17 protein-coding genes are annotated in these 19,412 nt (G+C 74.1%); 10 read left to right on the top strand and 7 right to left on the bottom strand.

Annotated elements, in window-relative coordinates:
- Window positions 1–54: 54 nt before the first annotated feature.
- Window positions 55–1,011: an NAD-dependent epimerase/dehydratase family protein gene (locus STRTU_RS01210; protein ID WP_269777237.1), complete on the bottom strand. Its 957-nt coding sequence runs from the start codon at window positions 1,009–1,011 to the stop codon at window positions 55–57.
- A 194-nt stretch (window positions 1,012–1,205) separates the two neighbouring features.
- Between STRTU_RS01210 and STRTU_RS01205 the strand changes: the two genes are divergently transcribed.
- Window positions 1,206–1,916, top strand: a complete 711-nt coding sequence (locus STRTU_RS01205; protein ID WP_269777236.1) for a TetR/AcrR family transcriptional regulator — start codon at window positions 1,206–1,208, stop codon at window positions 1,914–1,916.
- 69 nt (window positions 1,917–1,985) lie between these two features.
- Here the strand turns inward: STRTU_RS01205 and STRTU_RS01200 are convergent, their stop codons facing one another.
- The 4 genes from STRTU_RS01200 to STRTU_RS01185 are packed head-to-tail and all read right to left on the bottom strand — an operon-like array spanning window position 1,986 to window position 6,120.
- Window positions 1,986–2,657 carry a response regulator gene (locus STRTU_RS01200; protein ID WP_269777235.1) on the bottom strand — a complete coding sequence of 224 codons (672 nt, stop codon included), beginning with the start codon at window positions 2,655–2,657 and terminating at the stop codon, window positions 1,986–1,988.
- Window positions 2,654–3,994, bottom strand: coding sequence for a sensor histidine kinase (locus STRTU_RS01195; protein ID WP_389853156.1), 1,341 nt, complete (start codon window positions 3,992–3,994; stop codon window positions 2,654–2,656). Before STRTU_RS01195 ends, STRTU_RS01200 begins: the two co-directional genes overlap by 4 nt.
- Before the next feature lies 1 nt (window position 3,995).
- Complete coding sequence (locus STRTU_RS01190) at window positions 3,996–5,156, bottom strand: acyltransferase family protein (RefSeq protein WP_269777233.1); 1,161 nt, start codon at window positions 5,154–5,156, stop codon at window positions 3,996–3,998.
- On the bottom strand, window positions 5,149–6,120 hold the full coding sequence (locus tag STRTU_RS01185; RefSeq protein ID WP_269777232.1) for an alpha/beta hydrolase: 972 nt from the start codon (window positions 6,118–6,120) through the stop codon (window positions 5,149–5,151). Before STRTU_RS01185 ends, STRTU_RS01190 begins: the two co-directional genes overlap by 8 nt.
- 229 nt (window positions 6,121–6,349) lie before the next feature.
- On the opposite strand from STRTU_RS01185, the gene STRTU_RS01180 reads away from it, so the two are divergent.
- The 9 genes from STRTU_RS01180 to STRTU_RS01140 all read left to right on the top strand — a co-directional run bounded on the left by STRTU_RS01180 (window position 6,350) and on the right by STRTU_RS01140 (window position 16,548).
- Window positions 6,350–7,765 carry an MFS transporter gene (locus STRTU_RS01180; protein WP_389853152.1) on the top strand — a complete coding sequence of 472 codons (1,416 nt, stop codon included), beginning with the start codon at window positions 6,350–6,352 and terminating at the stop codon, window positions 7,763–7,765.
- Between the two features lie 142 nt (window positions 7,766–7,907).
- Window positions 7,908–8,537 carry a dihydrofolate reductase family protein gene (locus tag STRTU_RS01175; RefSeq protein ID WP_269777231.1) on the top strand — a complete coding sequence of 210 codons (630 nt, stop codon included), beginning with the start codon at window positions 7,908–7,910 and terminating at the stop codon, window positions 8,535–8,537.
- Between the two features lie 239 nt (window positions 8,538–8,776).
- Window positions 8,777–9,559 carry a thioesterase II family protein gene (locus STRTU_RS01170; RefSeq protein ID WP_269777230.1) on the top strand — a complete coding sequence of 261 codons (783 nt, stop codon included), beginning with the start codon at window positions 8,777–8,779 and terminating at the stop codon, window positions 9,557–9,559.
- Window positions 9,556–11,178, top strand: a complete 1,623-nt coding sequence (locus STRTU_RS01165; protein ID WP_269777229.1) for an MFS transporter — start codon at window positions 9,556–9,558, stop codon at window positions 11,176–11,178. The genes STRTU_RS01170 and STRTU_RS01165 overlap by 4 nt, the downstream gene beginning before the upstream one ends.
- 281 nt (window positions 11,179–11,459) lie before the next feature.
- Window positions 11,460–11,723, top strand: coding sequence for an acyl carrier protein (locus STRTU_RS01160; RefSeq protein ID WP_269777228.1), 264 nt, complete (start codon window positions 11,460–11,462; stop codon window positions 11,721–11,723).
- Complete coding sequence (locus tag STRTU_RS01155) at window positions 11,723–12,952, top strand: beta-ketoacyl-[acyl-carrier-protein] synthase family protein (RefSeq protein ID WP_269777227.1); 1,230 nt, start codon at window positions 11,723–11,725, stop codon at window positions 12,950–12,952. Before STRTU_RS01160 ends, STRTU_RS01155 begins: the two co-directional genes overlap by 1 nt.
- A 64-nt stretch (window positions 12,953–13,016) precedes the next feature.
- A complete protein-coding gene (crtI, locus tag STRTU_RS01150; protein WP_269777226.1) occupies window positions 13,017–14,552 on the top strand; it encodes a phytoene desaturase family protein in 1,536 nt (511 codons plus the stop codon).
- The gene (locus STRTU_RS01145) at window positions 14,549–15,538 is read left to right on the top strand and encodes a phytoene/squalene synthase family protein (RefSeq protein ID WP_269777225.1); all 990 of its coding nucleotides are present in this window, start codon (window positions 14,549–14,551) and stop codon (window positions 15,536–15,538) included. The genes crtI and STRTU_RS01145 overlap by 4 nt, the downstream gene beginning before the upstream one ends.
- Window positions 15,535–16,548 carry a DUF5914 domain-containing protein gene (locus tag STRTU_RS01140; RefSeq protein WP_269777224.1) on the top strand — a complete coding sequence of 338 codons (1,014 nt, stop codon included), beginning with the start codon at window positions 15,535–15,537 and terminating at the stop codon, window positions 16,546–16,548. The genes STRTU_RS01145 and STRTU_RS01140 overlap by 4 nt, the downstream gene beginning before the upstream one ends.
- A 9-nt stretch (window positions 16,549–16,557) precedes the next feature.
- On the opposite strand, the gene STRTU_RS01135 is transcribed toward STRTU_RS01140, so the two are convergent.
- Both STRTU_RS01135 and STRTU_RS01130 read right to left on the bottom strand, forming a co-directional pair.
- The gene (locus STRTU_RS01135; RefSeq protein ID WP_269777451.1) at window positions 16,558–18,057 is read right to left on the bottom strand and encodes an FAD-dependent oxidoreductase; all 1,500 of its coding nucleotides are present in this window, start codon (window positions 18,055–18,057) and stop codon (window positions 16,558–16,560) included.
- A 56-nt stretch (window positions 18,058–18,113) separates the two neighbouring features.
- Entirely contained in the window at window positions 18,114–19,310 is a 1,197-nt protein-coding gene (locus tag STRTU_RS01130) for a lycopene cyclase family protein (RefSeq protein ID WP_269777223.1), read from the bottom strand.
- Between the last annotated feature and the right edge of the window lie 102 nt (window positions 19,311–19,412).

The raw sequence follows: 19,412 nt of genomic DNA, 5'->3' as shown, positions 1-19,412 counted from the left end.
CGTCGGCCCCCCGGTCTCTGCCTGCTGCCCAAGGCGGCCGGTCGTGCGACCCGGTCAGCTCCGGGAGCCGGCCAGCAGCGCGCGGTACCACTCGACGGTGGCGTCCAGGGTCGCGTCCAGAGGTGTCGGGCGGACGCCGAAGGTCCGCTCGAAGGCCGCCGAGTCCATGATCTGCGGCTCGGTGTGCTGATAGAACATCTCCGCGTACTCGTCCATGAAGGCCGCGTCGAACGGCCCGAAGGGGCGCGGTTCGCTGAGGACCACCCGCTGGACGGGGCGGCCCACCCGCTCCTCGATCATCGAGTGGATCTCACGGGTGGTGACGGCGGGCGGGGTGGGCAGGTGCCAGACCCGGCCGTCGCCCTCCGGGTGGGTGCCGAGCGTGGCGAGTCCGGCCGCCACATCCCGGATGTCCGTGTAGCTGTGCGGCAGATCGATGTCGCCCATAGCGAGAACCTCACCACCGCCCAGCGCGGCGGGGAAAACCGCTCCGCCGAGCGTCGAGTTGAGCACGCCGGGGCCGACGAAGTCGGCCGACCGGCCGAGGGCGACCCGGGCGCGCCCCGCGCGGTGGGCCGCGAGATAGCGCTCGTCCAGCTGCGCCCGCATCCGCCCCTTGCGGCTCGTCGCCCGCCACGGGGTCTCCTCCGTCATCACCTCGCCGTGCGTCTCGCCGTACGGGTACAGCGTGTCCAGGACGACCAGCCGTGCTCCCGTGGTCTCGACGGCGGCCAGTACCACGTTCTGCACCTGGGGCATCACCTCGACCTGGCGGTGATAGGGGACGTTCACACAGTGGTAGACGACGGCGGCGCCCGCGACGGCGGCCAGCGCCCCGTCGGCCGTGCTCACATCGGCGCCGAACCACTGGATGCCCTCGGCGGTGTGCTCCGGCGCCGAGCGGCTGACCAGCCGTACGGCGTGCCCGCGGCGCACGAGCTCACCGGCGAGCGCGGTGCCTGCCGGGCCGGCGCCGAGTACGACATGGAGCGTTCCAGATGCAGCGGACATGGCACTTCCTTCTCTCCTGGCCGAGCGGCCGAAAGGCGGGTGAATGGCGAGCAGTGAGCGGATCGAGTTTCGCTCCATCGCTTCTGTTACAGACCATAACTCTCGCGATGAGTGATCGCAATCGGTGTGGTGAGTAGAATCAGCAAGGACGACTCACGCATGCGTCATGACGTCGCGAACACAGGAGGAAAGTCATGGCCGCCGAGGCACGCAGCCCCCGGGCGCGCTACCGCGAGCAGAACCGCGCGGAGATCAAGGCGGCCGCGCTGCAGCAGCTCGCCGAGGGCGGCGTCCAGGCCGTCGCGCTCACCCGTATCGCCAAGGACATGGGGCTGTCCGGCCCCGCCCTCTACCGCTACTTCGCCGGCCGCGACGACCTGCTGAGCGAGCTGATCCGGGACGCCTACGACGAGGCGGCACAAGCCGTCGAACAGGCCGCCGCGACGCCCGACGGCGATCCGCGCGCTGCCCTGCATGCCCTCGCCGACGCCTACCTGGGCTGGGCCGTCGCCCAGCCGCACCGCTATCTGCTGATCCAGGGCGCTCCGCTGCCCGGTTACGAGGCGCCGCCCGACACCCTGCTGCGCGCACGGGCCGCGATGGGGCCGTTCCTGAAGGTCTTCGCCGCGGGTGTCCCCGCCGAGGCGCTGCGCCCGGTCGTCGCGGAGATGACCGCGTGGGTACGCAAGGAGGAGGGCGTCGCCGACTGGCTGGCGCAGCACACCGGGCTGGCTCCGCACGACGAGGCGGCGGGGGTCGCCCTGGCCGGCACGGTACTGGCCTGGTCACAGCTGCACGGCACGGTCAGCCTGGAGGTCTCCGGCCAGTACGCCGGGATGGGACACCGGGCCCGGACGCTGCTCACCGCACAGATCGACACCTTGGCCGACTCCTTCCAGCTGTAGCCGGAAGCGACGCGAGGGCCGGCCGGACACTCAACATCCGGTCCGACCGCTCAATATCCTGCGGCCTGCTCAATACCCCGTCGGCCGGATCAGCCCCGTCTCATACGCGAAGACGGCGGCCTGGGTCCGGTCGCGCAGGCTCAACTTGCCCAGGATGCGGCCCACATGGCTCTTCACGGTCTGTTCCGCCACCACCAGGCGCTGCGCTATCTCGCCGTTCGTCAGACCCTGTGCGATCAGGGACAGGACCTCGGTCTCGCGTTCCGTGAGGGTGCCGACGCGGTCCTTGAGCGGGGCCCGCGGCGAGCTGGTGACCCGGGAGAACTCGGCGATGAGGCGCTTGGTGAGGTTCGGGGCGAGCAGCGCGTCGCCATCCGCCACCACCCGTACCGCCTGGGCGAGTTCAGCCGCCGAGGCGTCCTTCAGCAGAAAACCGGAAGCGCCTGCGCGCAGCGCCTCGTACACATACTCATCGAGGTCGAAGGTGGTCAGGACGAGGACCTTGACGGTGGCCCCGGCCGGTGCGGTGAGGCGGCGGGTGGCCTCGATGCCGCCGAGCCGGGGCATCCGGACGTCCATCAGCACGACGTCCGGCGCGAGCCGCTCGACCTGGGTAAGGGCGTCGAGACCGTCGACGGCCTGGCCGACGACCTCGATACCGGGTTCGGCGTTGAGCAGCACCGTGAAGCCCTGACGGACCATCATCTGGTCGTCGGCGATCAGCACACGGATGGTCGTCATGGGGCGGGCTCACGGGAGTCGGCAGGCATCACGGCCTGGGCGGGCAGGATCGCGGTCACTTCGTAACCGCCGTCGGGGGTGCGGCCGGTGGCGAGTTCACCGCCGAGCATGGCGGTGCGCTCGTGCATACCCAGCAGGCCGTGGCCGGCGCCGGGGGAGGGCGGGGCGGGCCCGTCCGGCGCGGTGTTGGCGACCCGGAGGGTGAGGCCGCCGGACCGGTAGCCGAGGGCCACCCGCACATGCGCGCCGGGCGCGTGCCGGATGGCGTTGCTCAGCGCCTCCTGGACGATACGGAACGCCGACAGCTCGACTCCCGGGGACAGCGGGCGCGGCTCGCCGGTGATCTCGGTGGTGACCGTGAGCCCGGCGCCGCGCACCGTGCCGACCAGTTCGTCCAGTCGGCCGAGCGTGGGCTGCGGGGCGTGCCGTACGCCGTCCGCCTGGGCATCCTCCGAGCGCAGCACGCCCAGGATCCGCCGGAGTTCGGTCAGCGCCTCGACGGCGCTCCCGCGGATGCCCGCCAGGTTCTCCTTCAGCTCGTCGGTGGGGTCCTTGACCAGATGCGGTGCGACCTGCGCCTGGATCGATATCACCGACATGTGGTGAGCGACCACGTCGTGCAGTTCGCGGGCGATCCGGTTGCGCTCCTCCAGCAGGGTGCGGCGGGCCCGCTCCTCGGCGGTGAGCACCTCCTGCTCGACGAGTCGGGCACGGGCCACCCGGCGGCCGCGCAGCGAGGCGCCCAGCACCACGGCGATCGTGAAGGCCACGATGTCCTGGGCGAGTTCCGGGCCCTGGGCGGACGGCAGGTCCGGTACCGGGGCCAAGGAGAGGGACAGGGCGGCCGCCCCCGCGAGGAGGGAGAGCGCCAGCGCCTCGACGGCGACGCGGGGGCGGACCCGCAGTGCGAGCAGGAACAGCACGAACGCGTGCAGGGCGATCCCCGGGACGCTCCAGGCCCACAGCGGGTTCTCCCCGACTTTGACCGTATCGGCGTTCCTGACCAGGAAGAGCGCGAGCGTCGACAGCCACCAGGCAGGCACCGGGCGGGACAGCGCGAGGATCACGGCGCCCGACTGGAGCGCGGCGAGCGCCAGCGTGCCCGTCGTCGTGGACGGCCCGAAACCGCTCGTGTACTTGGCCGCGTTGAGCCAGAGCATCAACAGCGCGGCCAACACCACATGGGCATGCGGCAGCCGGCCCAGCCGGCGCAACCGGGGCAGCGGATCGTGCGCCACCGTCCACAAGTCCTCGCGCAGGGTACGCGGAGGCAGCCGCACGGCAGCCCACAGCCGTCGCCCCCCGTTTTTCCAGCCCCCCTGCTTCACACCAGGCATCCTAAACACGCCCCATCACCCCGGCTCCGGTGGGACGCCCCTCAGGCAGCACCTCGGTGCCGCCGCGCCGCCCGTGCTCGTACGTACGGAACGCGCCCCAGCACACCAGCAGCGCCAGCGCGAACACCGGCAGCCAGGCCAGCCGGGCGAGGACCCAGCCGGCGCCGTCGGGAACGGTGTGCAGACCGGGCAGGAACCCGCCCGTGAGCAGACCGAGCGCGGTGACCGCCATCATCGCCGTCTGGTGCCACAGGAAGAGCGTCATCGCCGAGAGGTTCATCAGCGCTACCGCCGCCCGGACGGCGGGGCGTTGGAGCATCCGCCGCAGGGGTCCGAGCAGCAGCAGGGCCGCCCCGCACTGGGCGAGACCGAAGGTGACGGCGGCGAGGGTGGGCGGGTTGAGGTTGGATATGCGGGCGCCGGGCACCCCGACCATGGCGGCCGGATAGCCGGCCCACAGGACGAGTCCGGCGGTGAGCGCGCCGCCGCCGAGCAGCAGCACCCACCCCGTCGCCCGGTCCCGCAGTCCGCCCCGGGCCCAGGCCGTGCCCAGGCAGTACGGCACCAGCCAGCCGGCCGCCACATTGATCCAGCCGAGCCAGGCCGGGCCGCCCAGACCGAACCGGATCAGGTCGACATGCAGGACGACGGCGAGCGGCCACATCGGATGCAGCCGGGCGACCAGCGGCGTGGCCGCCGTCAGCGCGGCGAAGACCAGCAGGAACCAGAGCGGGGACAGCGCCAGTATGGCCAGGGTGCCGAGGGTGTCCAGACCGGCCCCGGCGGCCAGCAGGGTGACCGCCACCACGCTCCAGACGGCCAGGACGGCCACCACAGGACGGAACAGCCGGGCGGTCCGGGCGCCGAGCCACCGGCGGTACGTGCCGCCCCGGGCCCGCGCGGCGGCGTGGCTCCTCGCCGCCATATGACCGCCCACCAGGAAGAAGACGGCCAGGGTCTGGAGGAGCCAGGAGACCGGGGTGAGTTGTGGCAGCGGCTGGAGCGGGCTGGCCACGCGGACCGTGCCGCTGTCGGCGACCAGGGCGGTCACCAGCCAGTGTCCGAGCATCACCCCGAGAATCGCGAGCGCGCGCAGTGCGTCGACACCGCCGTCACGGTCGGCGGGCGTCGCGGAGGCGGTCCGCCGGATCAGTTCACGCATCGCGTCGCTCCTCGGAAGGGGCCCGGCCGGAGACGATCCGGGCGAGGTTCCGCAGGGACACCGAACCCGGCGTGAAGTAGTCGCTGTGGCCTCCGGGGCCCGCCGGGAAGACCCGGGCGCCGAACTCGGGCGCGACCGGATCGGCTCCCAACCCGACGGCGCCGAAGGGGAGTTGCAGCTGACCGTGCGGCACACCGGCGATCCAGTCGTCGTCGCCCCGGCCGGCCCATACGGTCGCCCGGGTGTGCAGCGCGGAGACGTCTTCGGCACCGCCCGCGCCGGGGCTGCCGAACAGCACGAGGTCCGCGACATCCAGCCCCGGCGCGGCCAGGCCGCAGACCACGGCCGCATAGGAATGGCAGAGCACGGAGATCCGGGCACCGGGACGCAGCGCCGCCACGTCACCGGCAAAGGCCCGGAGTCCGGGGGCGGCCTCCGCCGCACGGCCGGGGGTGAGCACCTCGGGGCTCACCGTGCCCGGTGTCTCGTAGCCGACCCAGGCCAGGACGGCGGACCGGCCGCCCAGCTCCCGCTGGAGCGCCGAGGCGCCGTCCCGGAGGCGTTGGTACCTGTCGAGGTTGGTGTCCGAACCCGGCACCAGTACGGCGATCCGCTCGGCCCGTGCCAGGTCGCCGAAGACCTCCGTGGTGCGGCCTCCATCGCGGCCGTCGAACGACAGGAACTGCCGCGCCGGGCCCGCCATACCGCGCAGTGCCCCGGCCCGCGCCCGGTCGCCGTGGCCCTCGGCCATCCGGGCCGCCGCGCGGATGCCCGCGCGGTTGACGGCGTACCGCTCGGCGAGCGCGCCGGGCCCGGCGGACCGCAGCGGGGCGAGAGCCTTGGGGGCGGGCGCCGGGACGGCCTCCGGGCGGGCCGCGCCCGATACGGGCACCACCACGGAGGTGACGACGAGAGCGGCGAGCAGAGTGCGCAGCCGACGGCTGCCGCGTGGGCGGGACGCCATGAGGAATGGTCCTTCCGTACCGGAAGCCGGTCGTGCTTCCGGTACCGAAGCTATGGAGCAAGGCACTTGGTCCACGTCCCGCCGGGGAGCGTACTTCCGTGGTAGCTCTCAGGTATCAGGGGTAGGGGGTCGCTCTCGGGGCGGCCTCCCGCGTGCCGCGATGGGCGGCGCGAGGCGGCCGGGTTCCGCAATCAGCGGCTGAGCGCGCCTCCGGCCCTACCGTGTCGCCATGGTGCGCGCCGACAGACCCCGGGACGGCCGACCGGACGGGCCCGCGGCCGGCGGCCGGCCACTGGCTCCGCTTCTCGCGGTCTGCGCGGGCTACTTCATGGTCATCCTGGACGTGACCGTGATCAATGTCGCCGTTCCGGTGGTGGGCCGGGAACTGTCCGCCTCGCTCACCGGCATCCAGTGGATCACCGACGGCTACACCCTGGTCTTCGCCGGTCTGCTGCTCACCGGCGGTGCGCTGGGGGACCGGCTGGGCAACCGCCGGATCTTCTGCACCGGGGTGGTGGTCTTCACCCTCGCCTCGGCCGGCTGCGGACTGGCCCCGACCGCCGGGACCCTGATCGCCGCCCGGCTGCTGGAAGGGCTGGGCGCGGCACTGATCGTGCCCGGTTCGCTCGCCCTCCTCCACCAGGCGTACCCCGCACCCGCCGCACGCTCCCGGGCCTTCGGCCTGTGGGGCTCCATGGCGGGCATCGCGGCGTCCGCAGGCCCCCTCCTGGGCGGCCTCCTGGTCACCACCGTGGGCTGGCGCTGGGTGTTCTTCATCAACCTGCCCGTCGGATGCGCCTGTCTGCTGCTGACGCTGCGCCATGTAGCCGCTTCGGCCCGGCGCACCGACCGCCCCGTGGACTGGCCGGCCCAGTGCGCGCTCATCGCCGCCGTCGCCCTGCTCACCGCCGTCCTGAACGAGGCCGGACGGCGGGGCTGGACCGATCCGCTGATCCTCACCGGAGCCGGTCTGTGCCTGCTGTCGGCCGCCGCGTTCGTGCTGCGTGAGCGGCTGGCCCGCACCCCCGTGCTGCCCCTGCGGCTGCTGCGTTCCCGCCCGATGGGCGGGGCGGCGGCCATCGGCCTGCTGTTCAACTTCGCCTTCTACGGCATGATCTTCACCGCCAGCCTGTACTTCCAGCACGACCGCGGCCTGACCGCGCTGCGCACCGGGCTCGCGCTCTTCCCGGCGGTGGCCATGACGATGTTCGCCTCTGTCCTGTCGGGTCGGCTGGCACGCCGTACCGGGCACCGTCCGCTCGTCGTCACCGGGATGCTCCTGGGCGCGGCCGGTCTGGCCGGCTGGGCGGCCGCCGGCTCGGATCCGGCCTATCCGCTGCTCGTGGGACCGATGATGGCGGCGGGTTTCGGCACGTCGTTCGCCCTCACCGGGTCGACCGCCACGGTGATGTCAGCCGCCCCGGACGCCTACTCCGGCACCGCCTCCGCGCTGTTCAACACCACCCGCCAGATCGGCAGCGCGGCAGGCGTCGCACTGGGAGGCTCACTGCTGGCCACCGCGACCGGCTTCGCCACCGGGCTGCGGACCGCCATGGCCATCGGCGCGGCCGCGTATCTGGCGGCCGCCGCCCTCGCGCTGTTGTGCATCCCACCGAAGGAACCCCGCCGCCGGGCTGTCGGCTGAATGGCGGCGGAAACATATGCGCAGCACGACGATCTGTCGTCGTATGGGCCCATGGCTGCCGGTGGCGCGGCGGGCGATGAGTTCTCGCCGGCCTGGGAGTCATACGGGTGTCGGCAGATTCCGCACCCGGAAGGGCAGCACCATGAGCACACTGATCGTCACCGCGTTCGTCACCCTGGACGGCGTCATGCAGGCCCCCGGCGGGCCGAACGAGGACGTCGACAAGGGCTTCGAGCACGGCGGCTGGCAGGTCCCGTACGTCGACGACGACTTCATGACCCTCATGACAGACATCTTCGAGCGGACCGCCGACCACCTCCTGCTCGGCCGCAAGACCTATGACATCTTCGCCGCCCACTGGCCCCGCGTCACCGACGAGAACGACCCGATCGCGGTGAAGCTCAACAGCATGCCCAAGTACGTCGCCTCCCGCACCCGCGACAGCCTGGAGTGGCACAACTCCCAGCTGCTGAAGGGCGACGCGGCAGAGGCCGTGGTACGGCTCAAGGAGCAGCTGGACGGCGTGATCATGACGCAGGGCAGCAGCGACCTCATCCGCACCCTGCAACAGCACGACCTCGTCGACGAGTACCGGCTGCTCATCACCCCCGTGATCCTGGGCACCGGCAAACGGCTCTTCGCCGACGGCGCCGCCCCCACCGCTTGGAAGCTCACGGAGTCCCGCGCCTCCAGCGTGGGCGTGCAGTACTGCGCCTACCAACGGGCGGGGAAGCCCGAGTACGGAACCTTCGAGCTCGACGCGGAGGAGTGAGGCGGCCCGTCCGCCGCTGAGGCGTACGGGAGCGGGTGCCGGACACCGCGGACGGGCGGGACTTTCGACGACCCGGCCGGGCTGCCGCCGTTGGTGTCAGAGGGGGGCGGCGCCTTGCGTGGTGTGTGGAGTGCGGCGGCGGGGGAGGGCAGGGTCGGCGTGGGCTGAGCCCGGACCAGTGGAGCACGAGGCGAAGGGCGTGTGTCGTGGGTGTCGGTTTCACAGAAGAGTCGACGTCGGTGACGGTAGCGGCGTCGGCGGTGCCGGAGCGGGTCGTGCTGGCTGCCCGTCCGCAGGCGGCGCTGCGCCTGTATTGTGTGCCGCCCGCCGGGGCCGGGCCGGAGTGCTATCTGCGCTGGGCGCCGCTGCTGCCGCCCTGGATCGAGCCGTGCTCCGTGGCGCTGCCCGGCCGCGGCACCCGCGCCGCCGAACCCTCACTGACCGACCCCGCGTATCTCAGCGCCCGGCTCGCCCCGGTACTCGACGACTGGGCCGACCCCCGTCCGTTCGCGGTCTTCGGACACAGCGCGGGCGCGCTGCTGGCCTACGAGGCCACCCGCCATCTGCGCCGCACCCACGGCCGGCTGCCCTCGCTGCTGGCAGTGTCCTCGCTGTCCGCGCCGCATATCGACGCCTACAGCGCGGGCCTGCCACCTCGGCTGACCGCCGGGCTGGAAGGCATCCGCGAACTCGTCGGCCCGATCCCCGACCAACTGCTCGCCGACGCCCGCCTGATGGCCGCGGCCTGCACCCCCCTGCTGGCCGACTGCCTGCTGCTCCTGCACTACCGGCACCGCCCCGAACCGCCCCTGGACGTGCCGTTGACCCTCTACGGCGGCGAACACGACCCCGTCACCAGCCTGCCGGACCTCCAGGCATGGAACGACCTGGTCACCACACCCGCCCCGGTCGAACTCTTCCCCGGCGGGCACACCTACCTCCAGACGGAGACCAAAGCACTGGTCGCCCGGCTCGCCGGCACCCTCGACGCGGCCCTCAACCGCCCTGTGGCGACGGCATGACGGCCACCGCGCCGGCCCGCACTCCGGCCGCGGCCGCACCCGTGCGCCGGGGCCGCGCGGCAGCGGCCGCCGTGGTGTGCCTCGGCCTGTTCATGCTCGGCCTGGACCTGACGGTCCTCAATGTCGCGGTACCCGACCTCCAGGGCGGCCTCAACACCTCCACCGCGCAGGTCCAGTGGATCGTCGACGGCTACGCCCTGGTCCTGGGCGGCACGGTGCTGGCCGTGGGCGCCTTCACCGACGCCTGGGGCCGACGGCGCTCCTTCGTCTGCGGTGTGGCGGTGTGCGCGGGCGCCTCGCTGGGCGGCGCGATGGCCGCAGAGCCATGGCAGGTGATCGCCGCGCGCTGCACCATGGGCGCCGGGGCCGCGCTACTCATGCCGGCGACGCTGGCGGTCATCCACCAGCTGTTCCCCGAGGCCCGGTTGCGCAGCCGGGCGATCGCCGCATGGGCCGCGGTCGGCGGCATGGGCGGCCTGTGCGGTCCGGTCATCGGCGGCTGGCTGGTGGAGCACTTCTCCTGGCGCGCCGCCTTCTGGATCAATCTGCCGCTCGCCGCCGTCATCATCGTCCTGGCCCTGCTCCTGGTGCCCGAGTCGTATGCGCGGCGGCGGGCCGGCTTCGATGTGGCCGGGGCCGCCCTGTCCGCCGCGGGGCTGCTGGTCCTGGTCTGGTCGATCACCGAGAGCCCGCACCGCGGCTGGACCAGCCCGGCCGCCCTGACCGGATTCGCCGCCGCCGCGCTGCTGCTGGCCGCCTTCGTCCACCGGCAGCTGCGCGCGCCCGCCCCGATGCTCCCGCTGTCCCTGCTGCGGGTACCGGCCATCGGGGTGGCTGCGGCGGCCCTGGCGCTGATGTCGTTCGCCATGTTCGGCGCGCTGTTCGTGCTCACCCTCTACCTCCAAGGGGTGCTGGGCTTCAGCCCCTGGCAGGCCGGGGTGCGGACGCTGCCGCTGCCGGCCGGACTGGCCCTCGGCGCGGTGTGCGCGGTGCCCGTACGGGCCAGGATGGGCGGCCGGGTCCCGGTCGTGGGCGGACTGGCCCTGGTCACGGCCGGCTTCGCGATCCTGGCGACCACCACCCCGGACTCCGACTACCCGCACTGCGCGGCCTTCCAGCTGGTGGCGGGCGTCGGTGCCGGACTGGTGGCCGCCGCGGCCACCGAATCGGTGATGGGCTCGGTCGCCACCGAACGGGCCGGACTCGGCTCCGCCATCAATGACGCCACCCGCCAGGTCGGCTCCGCCCTCGGGGTGGCGGTCCAGGGCTCCCTGCTCGCGGCCGTCTTCACCTCCCGGCTCACCGCCTCGCTCACCGATCTGCACGCCCCCGCGCCGGTGGCCGCCGCGGCCCGGCACAGCATCCTGTCCGTACCCGCCCAGGCGATGCGGCTGCACGGCCCGCTGCGCGGCAGTGTGCTGGCCGCCGCGCGCCGCGCCTTCACGGACGCCATGACGCTCACCGCCGTCGTCGCCGGAGCCGTCACCCTGCTCACCGCCGCGGCCGCCGCCCGCTGGCTCGGCCGGCCGGACCGTGCGCACGACGCGCCCCGGGCCGGCCGTACCCCGCTCCGCGGACCGCAGCCGCCGGTCAGGGAAGAGGAGCGCCCGGCGCTATAGAGCGATAAGTCACTCGTTCAGAGGTGCCTTCATGACCATGGCCGACGGACCCGGTCGGCGACAGTAGAGCGCGAGCCCGACCCCTGCGCACCGGCCCCCGGTGCCGGCCGCCCCCGCCCGCCTGGAGCCACGATGAACACCCCGTCCGCACCGGCACATCCCACGGTGCCCCGGGCTCCTCGCGCGCACTCGCGGTGCCCGTCCCCACAGCGCCCCCACGCTCCCGGACAGCGCCCCGCCCATGGCGGCCGGCACCTCCACCCCAACCGAAGGAGTCACCCGTGCCCACCAGTGCAGAGCTGATCACCAGCACCCTCACCGAGACCTTCGACCTCGAACCGGCCGAGGTCACCCCCGAGCGCACCTTCGAGGACCTGGGCCTGGACTCCCTCGCGCTCGTCGAAATGGGCCTGATGCTGCAGGAGCGCACCGGGATCTCGCTGGACGACGTCCCACTGCGGACGACCATCGGCGAACTCGCCGCACTGTTGGACGGCGGTGCGGCCGACCGGGCCCTGACCACCGCGCCGAACAGCGGCAGCTGATGTCCGGTCAGTGCCGTGCGGCCGCCGTCACCGGGCTGGGCGTCATCAGCCCGGCCGGGGTCGGCGCACGGGCCACCTGGGACGCCCTGCTCACCGGCCGGTCCACCGCCGCCCGGGACCCGGGGCTCGTGGGGCTGCCGGTGGACATCTCCTGCCAGGTGCCCGACTTCGACACCACACGTCTGGTCGGCCGGAAGGCCGCCTGGCGGCTGGACCGTTTCGTCGCCATGGCGCTCCTCGCCGCCCGGCACGCCGTCGCCGACGCCGGACTCGACCCCAGCCAGTGGGACCCCGCGCGGGTCGGTGTGGTCATCGGCACCGGCACCGGCAGCATGGAGCGCTATGTCACCGAGTTCGCCAAGCTCGCGGCCGGCCGCCCGCTGGACATCTCGCCCCTCGCCATCACCCGCAGCGTGCCCAACATGGCAGCCGCCGAGATCGCCCTGGACCTGACGGCCACCGGACCCAACTTCGCGGTCTCCACCGCCTGCGCCTCCGGCAGCAGCGCCCTCGGCATCGCCCGTGACCTGCTGCGCGCCGGGACCTGCGACATCGTGCTGGCCGGCGGCGCGGAATCCGCCCGGCACCCCATCCCCGCGGCCTGCTTCCACCGCATGGGCGCCCTGTCCTGCCGTACGGACGACCCCGCGGGCGCCTGCCGCCCGTTCGACGCCGCACGCGACGGCTTCGTGCTCTCCGAAGGCGCCGCCGTCCTGGTGCTGGAGCGCCCCGAGCACGCCCACGCCCGCGGAGCGAAGCCGCGCGCACAGCTGGTCGGCTACGGGGCGAGCTGCGACGCCTACCACTACGCCGCTCCCGACCCCGAGGGCCGGGGCGCCGCGGCCGCCCTCACCGCGGCCCTGGCCGACGCCGAACTGACGCCCCGGGACATCGATCACGTCAACGCACACGGCACCGGCACCCGCCTGAACGACCTGGCCGAAGCCAGGGCGCTGCACGCCGTCTTCCCCGAGCCTCCGGCCGTCACCTCCCTCAAAGGCGCGCTCGGCCACGCCATCGGCGCGGCCGGCGCCATCGAGGCGGCCGTCACGGTCATGAGCCTCCAGCAGAACACCATCCCGCCCACCGCCAACCACGAGGACCCCGACCTCGATATCGATCTGGACATCGTGGCCAAGGCCCCGCGCAGCACCCCGCTGTCCGCCGCCGCCAGCACGTCCTTCGGCTTCGGCGGCCAGAACGCCGCCCTCGTTTTCCGGTCCGTCTGACCCGCGGGCCGGGTGCGTCCGGCCGCCGTGACCCACCCCGCCCGGGTGACGAAAGGGGCACCGCATGAGAACCGTCAAGGGCCCCACCGACCATGTCGTGGTGGTCGGCGCCGGTCTCTCCGGGCTGGCCGCCGCGCTGCATCTGCTGGGCGCGGGACGACGGGTGACGGTCGTCGAGCGCGCGGCGCTGCCCGGCGGCCGGGCCGGCCGGATCGAAAGCGCCGGCTACCACTTCGACACCGGCCCGACCGTGCTGACCATGCCCGACCTCATCGACGAGGCGTTCGCCGCGGTCGGCGAGCGCCGCACCGACCGGCTGGAGTTACGGGCGCTGCACCCCGCCTACCGCGCCCGGTTCGCCGACGGCAGCGAGCTGGACGTCCACACGGACCCCGAGGCGATGGCGGCCGAGGTCGCCCGGTTCGCCGGCCCCCGGGCCGCCGACGGCTACCGGCGGCTGCGCCACTGGCTCCAGCAGCTGTACGCGGTCCAGCGCCACCGCTTCATCGACACCAACTTCGACTCACCGCTCCAGCTGATGCACCCGGACCTGGTCCGGCTCGCCGCGCTCGGGGGATTCGGCCGGCTCGACGACCGGATCGCCCGCTTCCTGCCCGACGCCCGGCTGCGCAGGGTCTTCTCCTTCCAGGCGCTGTACGCCGGAGTACCGCCCGCGCGCGCCCTGGCCGCCTACGCCGTCATCGCGTACATGGACACGGTCGCCGGGGTGTACTTCCCCCGCGGCGGGATGTACGCCCTGCCCCGGGCCATGGCGGACGCGGCCGCCGACGCCGGTGCCGCCTTCCGCTACGGCCACGACGTCACCCGGCTGGAACGCACCGGCGACCGCATCACCGCGGTGGTCACCGCGCACGAGCGCATCCCCTGCGACGCGGTGGTCCTCACCCCCGACCTGCCGGTCGTCCACCGGCTCCTGGGCCGGCGGCCCCGCCGCCCGGTCCGGCTCCGGCACGCGCCGTCCGCGGTGGTCCTGCACGCCGGTACCGACCGGACCTGGCCCCGGCTGGCCCACCACACGCTCTCCTTCGGCGCCGCCTGGGAGCGGACCTTCGAGGAACTCACCCGCACCGGCCGGCTGATGAGCGATCCCTCGCTGCTGCTCACCCGCCCCACCGCCTCCGACCCGCAACTCGCCCCACCGGGGCGCCACGTGCACTACATCCTGGCGCCCTGCCCCAACACCGACACCGGCCCCGGCGCCGGGGAGTGGCGCGACCTGGCACCCCGCTACCGCGACAGCCTCCTCGCTGTCCTCGAACGCCGGGGACTCACCGGGATCGGCGCCGCCATCGAGGAGTACCGCATGGTCACCCCGGCCGACTGGACCGCACAGGGGCTCGCCGCCGGAACCCCGTTCTCCGCCGCCCACACCTTCGCGCAGACCGGCCCCTTCCGCCCCCGCAACCTCGTGCGCGGCACCGAGAACGCCGTACTGGCGGGCTGCGGCACCACCCCGGGAGTCGGCGTCCCCACCGTCCTGATCTCCGGCAAGCTCGCCGCCGCCCGGATCACCGGACTGCGGCCCCCGCGCTCCGCCGCCGGTCCGTCCCGCCCCGCCACGAGAGGCGTCCCGGCATGACCGCACGCGAACTGGACGCCGCGGGCGTCACCGACCCCGGCCTGCGCGCGGCATACGCCCACTGCCGCCGGCTCAACGCCAGGCACGGGCGGACCTACTTCCTCGCCACCAGGCTGCTGCCCGCGGCCCGCCGGCCGGCCGTACACGCCCTGTACGGCTTCGCCCGCTGGGCCGACGACATCGTCGACGACCCCGCCACCGGCCACACCACCGCGGACCGCGCACAGGCGCTCGACGCCCTCCAGCACCGCCTCGACGAGGGCCTGCGGGGTGGCGGGAGCACCGAACCCGTGGTGCGCGCGGTGGCGCACACCGCTGCCGTGTACCGCATCGACCACCGGCACTTCGCGGACTTCATGGCGTCGATGCGCAGCGATCTGACGGTCACGGACTATCCGACCTACGCCGATCTGCGGCGCTATATGCACGGCTCCGCCGCCGTCATGGGGCTGGAGATGCTGCCGGTGCTCGGCACCGTCGTCCCGCAGGAGGAAGCCGCACCGCACGCCGCGGCCCTCGGCATCGCCTTCCAGCTCACCAACTTCCTGCGCGATGTCGGCGAGGACCTCGACCGCGGCCGTGTCTACCTCCCCGCCGACCTGCTCGCGGCGCACGGCGTCGACCGCGCACTGCTCCGCTGGAGCCGGGACACCGGCCGCCCGGACCCGCGGATCACCGCGGCCCTGGAGGCGGCCGCCGCACTCACCCGCGGCGTCTACCGCGAGGCGGCCCCCGGCCTCGCCATGCTCGACCCGGTCGCCCGCCCGTGCATCCGCACCGCCTTCGTCCTCTACGGCGCCATCCTCGATGCCGTACGCGACGACGGATACGCCGTACTGCACCGCCGCGCCACGGTCTCCCGCCGGCGCCGCGCGGCCACCGCCTTCGGCGGTCTGGCCCGGCTCGTCGCGACCCGCGTCACCGCCCGGCCGCCCGCTGCGCGGTACGGCCGGGTCCCGCACCACGCGCAGGAGGAAACCCCATGACACAGGAGGCCCGCCGGACCCCGCGCCTCCCGCTCCGGCTGCGCCGCAGGCCCGTGCTGTGGGAACAGCAGCGCCCCACCTGGCGCGACGCCAGACCCGCGCGCATCGCCGACGCCGTCAAGGCCGCCCTGGCCCGCCCGTCCGGCAACTGGTTCGTCCTCGGCGCGGCCCGCGACATCGGCGCGCACCGGGCCTTCGGCCGTACCGTCGCCGGGGTCGAGGTGGTCGCCTGGCGGGACGCCGGCGGGCGGCTGATCGCCGGTCCCGGGGCCTGCCCGCACCTCGGCGCGCCCCTCGCCCAGGCGCCGGTGTCCTGCGGCATCCTCCGCTGCCGGTGGCACGGACTCGCCCTGGACGGTGCCCCGTTCGCCGGCTGGGAGCCGTTCCCCGCCCACGACGACGGGCTGCTGGCCTGGGTACGGCTCGACGCGGCGGGCGGCGAACGCCCGCTGGCGCAGCCCGTGCTCCCCGCCCGGCCGCACCCGGCGGGCACCGTCGCCGCCGTCTACACCGGCACCGGCGGCTGCGAACCCGAAGACGTGGTGGCCAACCGCCTCGATCCCTGGCACGGCGCCTGGCTGCACCCCTACTCCTTCGCCGACCTCACCGTCGTCGACCCTCCCGCCGAGCCCGGCGGGGAACCGTCCGACGGCCTCACCGTCGAGGTCTCCTTCAAGGTCACCGGCCGTACCGTGGTGCCGGTCACGGCGCGTTTCACCGCCCCCGAGCCCCGTACGGTGGTCATGCACATCCTGGCGGGCGAAGGTCAGGGATCCGTGGTGGAGACCCATGCCACGCCCCTGGGCCCGGACGGCCTGGGACGCCCGCGCACCGCGGTCATCGAAGCGATCGTGGCCACCTCCCGGCGCCCCGGATTCGCCCTGGCACGCGCGGCCGCGCCCGCCCTGCGTCCACTGATGCGGGCCGCCGCGCGTCGGCTGTGGCGGGACGACCTGGCCTATGCCGAGCGCCGCTGGCAACTGCGCAGCAGCGGCCGCACCCCGGGCTGACACCGTCGGTCACCGCCCGGCCCGCCGGGCCGCCCACCGCAGGGCCGCCGACCGCCCCCGGTCCGGCACGGTCCACAGGGTCTGCCCGCGCAGTCCCCAGCGCGCCAACAGGGCATTCGCCGCGAGGAATCCGGTGGTCGCGGCCCGCTCCATCAGCGCCACCGGGAACGCGGTCCGCACCATGTCGCCCGCGACCACCACCCGGGGGTCGGGCGTGCGCACGGTCGGCCGGTCCTGGAAGCCGCCCACCGGGAACAGCGGACAGTCCGCGCGCCACTCGTGCCGCCGGTCGGTGATCCGGACGCCCCGGGTCTCCGGGTAGACGGTGTGCAACTGCCGTACCAGACGCTGCTGTTCGTGCTCCCGGTCGGCTCCCGGGGCGACGGCGTAGGCGTGCAGTTCGAGCACCGAGCCACCGGTGCGGGCGGACCAGCGCGCCGCCTCGCCCTCCCAGCGCTCCAGCACACTGACATTGTCCAGGGACCCGAAACCGCTGGTGCCCAGGAAACCGGGACGGTCGGCGGCCACCCGCCGCTCCAGCCACAGCCGCGACACCAGAAAGGGCGGCGCGGTCCGCAGCCGCCCGATCCGCGCCCGCAAGGCGGCATCCCCCAACCGGGGCGAGGTGGCGACGAGGCGGCGCAGCCCGCCCGGGTCCAGCGCCAGCACCACCGCGTCGAACGGGCGGTCCGCACCCGCCGCCGCGACCCGCACCCGGCCGTCCGCCCCCGGCGCGACCTCCGTCACCTCCGTATCCGTGGCCAACTCGACGCCGTGCCCCGCCAGATACCGGCCGAGCGGATCCCACAGCGCCTGCGGGAAGGGCTCGTCCGGCACATCGAACAGCAGCCCCTCACTGGAGCCGAGGAAGTAGATATGGAACATCAGCACCAGCTCCGCGGCCGACAGCTCCCGCGGGTCCGCGAAGAAGCTCCGGGAGAACACCTCGAACGCGAGATGCCGCGCGGCCTCGGGAAACCGGATACGGGCGAGGAAGTCCCAGGCGCTGACGCGGTCCAGCCGCTGATAGACCTGCGGTACCCGTACGTCCAGCAGCGGCAGGGCGGCGCCGGGGCGCATCCGTACCAGGTCCCGCCAGGTGAAGGTGGGGCTGAGCGCCACAAATCCCAGCGCGCTCCAGGGCGGTGTCCGGGGCACCCGGGCGAAGCTGTCCCGCAGGCCCGACCGGTGGTGCAGCGGGTAGTCGGGCAGCCGTCTGAGCATCCCCAGCCCCGGGTCGGCCCGGCGCAGCAGCCCCCGCAGGTTGTAGTACTGGGGAAAGAAGGCATGGAACCCGCGGCTCATGGTCGCCGCCGAGCCGTCGGCGAGCCGTACGGGCCAGCCCGCCAGCCGGCCCCCGAGGACCCCGGCACGTTCGTACACCGTCACCCGCACCCCGCGCTCGGCCAGCGCGGTCGCCGCGGACAGGCCCGCGATCCCACCGCCGATCACCGCCACCTCCGGCCCGCCGTCCACCGCCCGCTCCCGCCCCGGCGGCCCCGGCACCATCCGGGCCCGCCGGTCACGTCCCCGCCGCGCGGCCCGGCCGTCGACGTGCCGGGAGGTCACGCCCCCTCCTCACGGGTGGCGCGCGGCAGCAGCGGGAGTTCGGCGACGGTGCGGAGCATGGGCAGCACCGGTGTGCGCAGCCCGATGGCGAGGTCCTCCCACAGTCGGGAGCGGCCGTCGAGAAACCGCAGCAGCCGCTCCATCGGCACCGTACGGAACAGCCCGGTGAAGAACTCGGCGCCGTCCACCCGGCCGCTGTCCAGCGCACGCAGCAGCACGGCGTCCATGGCCCGGTGCCGGGCGGTGTGCGGGGGAGGGGGGACCGGCGGCCGGCCGGCCAGCAGCGCGGCCGCGATCAGCGCCGTCTGCCGTTGCACGGCAGCGAAGGTGTATCCGGTCGACGGACGGGTGGCGCCGCCCGCGGTCCCGATACGGAACACCGCGCGGCCCGCCCGGCGCGGAAAACGGCCGTCGGTCATCGGGATCGCGCCCTGCTCGACGCCGGTGACCCGGAAGGCGCCCAGCCGCAGCACCTGCCCGGTGTAGTGGCGCAGGGCCCGCTCGTATCCGGCGGTGTCCATCGTCCGGCGGGAGAACTCGGTGTACTCCACCAGCGCCGCACAGTCGTTGAGCGGCAGGACGTAGCCGAAGGACAGACCATGGGCGGGCTGCGGGGTACGGAAGTCCATCAGATCCGCGAGGGTGGGATCGAACGCCGGGCGCCGGGTGCGGACGAACCAGCCGCGGAAGTGCTGCCGCAGGGTGGTCCGCGCGGGAGGGAGCTGCCCGGCCGGCCGGGAGTCGAAGGCCCAGCGGGCCCGGAGGGTCACCGGCCGCCCTGCCGCGTCGCGCCCCCGCACCTCGGCCCCGCCGGGGACATCCCGTACGGACTCCACCGTCGCCTCGGCCCGGACCACGGCGTCCTGTCCGGCGAGCCGGGCGTCCACCAGGGCCTCGAAGTCACGCGAGCGCAGCATCTTGTACCGGAAGGGCTCGGGTCGTCCCGCCGTCACCTCACCGCCGGGCCCGTGCACCCGCAGCCGTTCCCACGACGCGGTCAGCGCCTGGTCGAAGGCGCCACCCGGCGGCTCCCAGTAACACCAGGTCCGCTCCGGCGGAGTGAACGGCCCCCGCGGTGCGTCGATCAGCACCACCCGTGGCGGCCGGCCGCCGCCCGCCGGTGCGCACAGCCGGTGGGCCAGCGACAGCCCGGCCGCTCCCGCGCCCACGATGACGGCATCCGTGTCCTGCACACCCGGTCCTCTCGCCGCCGATGCCCCCGCGGCGATCCTTGCGCAGTCCCGGGCCGGGAGGCCGCATCCGACGCGCGGAAATCCGGCGGATACGGAGGCACG

This window comes from Streptomyces tubercidicus (assembly GCF_027497495.1).
GTDB lineage: Bacteria > Actinomycetota > Actinomycetes > Streptomycetales > Streptomycetaceae > Streptomyces > Streptomyces tubercidicus.
The sequence above is the reverse complement of the archived record's forward strand: the minus strand, read 5'-3'. Positions and strand labels throughout refer to the sequence as shown.

Coding starts and splice junctions, on each gene's coding strand:
- STRTU_RS01210 (WP_269777237.1), bottom strand. CDS start 1,011: ATGTCCGCTGCATCTGGAACGCTCCATGTCGTACTCGGCGCCGGCCCG.
- STRTU_RS01205 (WP_269777236.1), top strand. CDS start 1,206: ATGGCCGCCGAGGCACGCAGCCCCCGGGCGCGCTACCGCGAGCAGAAC.
- STRTU_RS01200 (WP_269777235.1), bottom strand. CDS start 2,657: ATGACGACCATCCGTGTGCTGATCGCCGACGACCAGATGATGGTCCGT.
- STRTU_RS01195 (WP_389853156.1), bottom strand. CDS start 3,994: ATGCCTGGTGTGAAGCAGGGGGGCTGGAAAAACGGGGGGCGACGGCTG.
- STRTU_RS01190 (WP_269777233.1), bottom strand. CDS start 5,156: ATGCGTGAACTGATCCGGCGGACCGCCTCCGCGACGCCCGCCGACCGT.
- STRTU_RS01185 (WP_269777232.1), bottom strand. CDS start 6,120: ATGGCGTCCCGCCCACGCGGCAGCCGTCGGCTGCGCACTCTGCTCGCC.
- STRTU_RS01180 (WP_389853152.1), top strand. CDS start 6,350: ATGGTGCGCGCCGACAGACCCCGGGACGGCCGACCGGACGGGCCCGCG.
- STRTU_RS01175 (WP_269777231.1), top strand. CDS start 7,908: ATGAGCACACTGATCGTCACCGCGTTCGTCACCCTGGACGGCGTCATG.
- STRTU_RS01165 (WP_269777229.1), top strand. CDS start 9,556: ATGACGGCCACCGCGCCGGCCCGCACTCCGGCCGCGGCCGCACCCGTG.
- STRTU_RS01155 (WP_269777227.1), top strand. CDS start 11,723: ATGTCCGGTCAGTGCCGTGCGGCCGCCGTCACCGGGCTGGGCGTCATC.
- crtI (WP_269777226.1), top strand. CDS start 13,017: ATGAGAACCGTCAAGGGCCCCACCGACCATGTCGTGGTGGTCGGCGCC.
- STRTU_RS01145 (WP_269777225.1), top strand. CDS start 14,549: ATGACCGCACGCGAACTGGACGCCGCGGGCGTCACCGACCCCGGCCTG.
- STRTU_RS01140 (WP_269777224.1), top strand. CDS start 15,535: ATGACACAGGAGGCCCGCCGGACCCCGCGCCTCCCGCTCCGGCTGCGC.
- STRTU_RS01135 (WP_269777451.1), bottom strand. CDS start 18,057: ATGGTGCCGGGGCCGCCGGGGCGGGAGCGGGCGGTGGACGGCGGGCCG.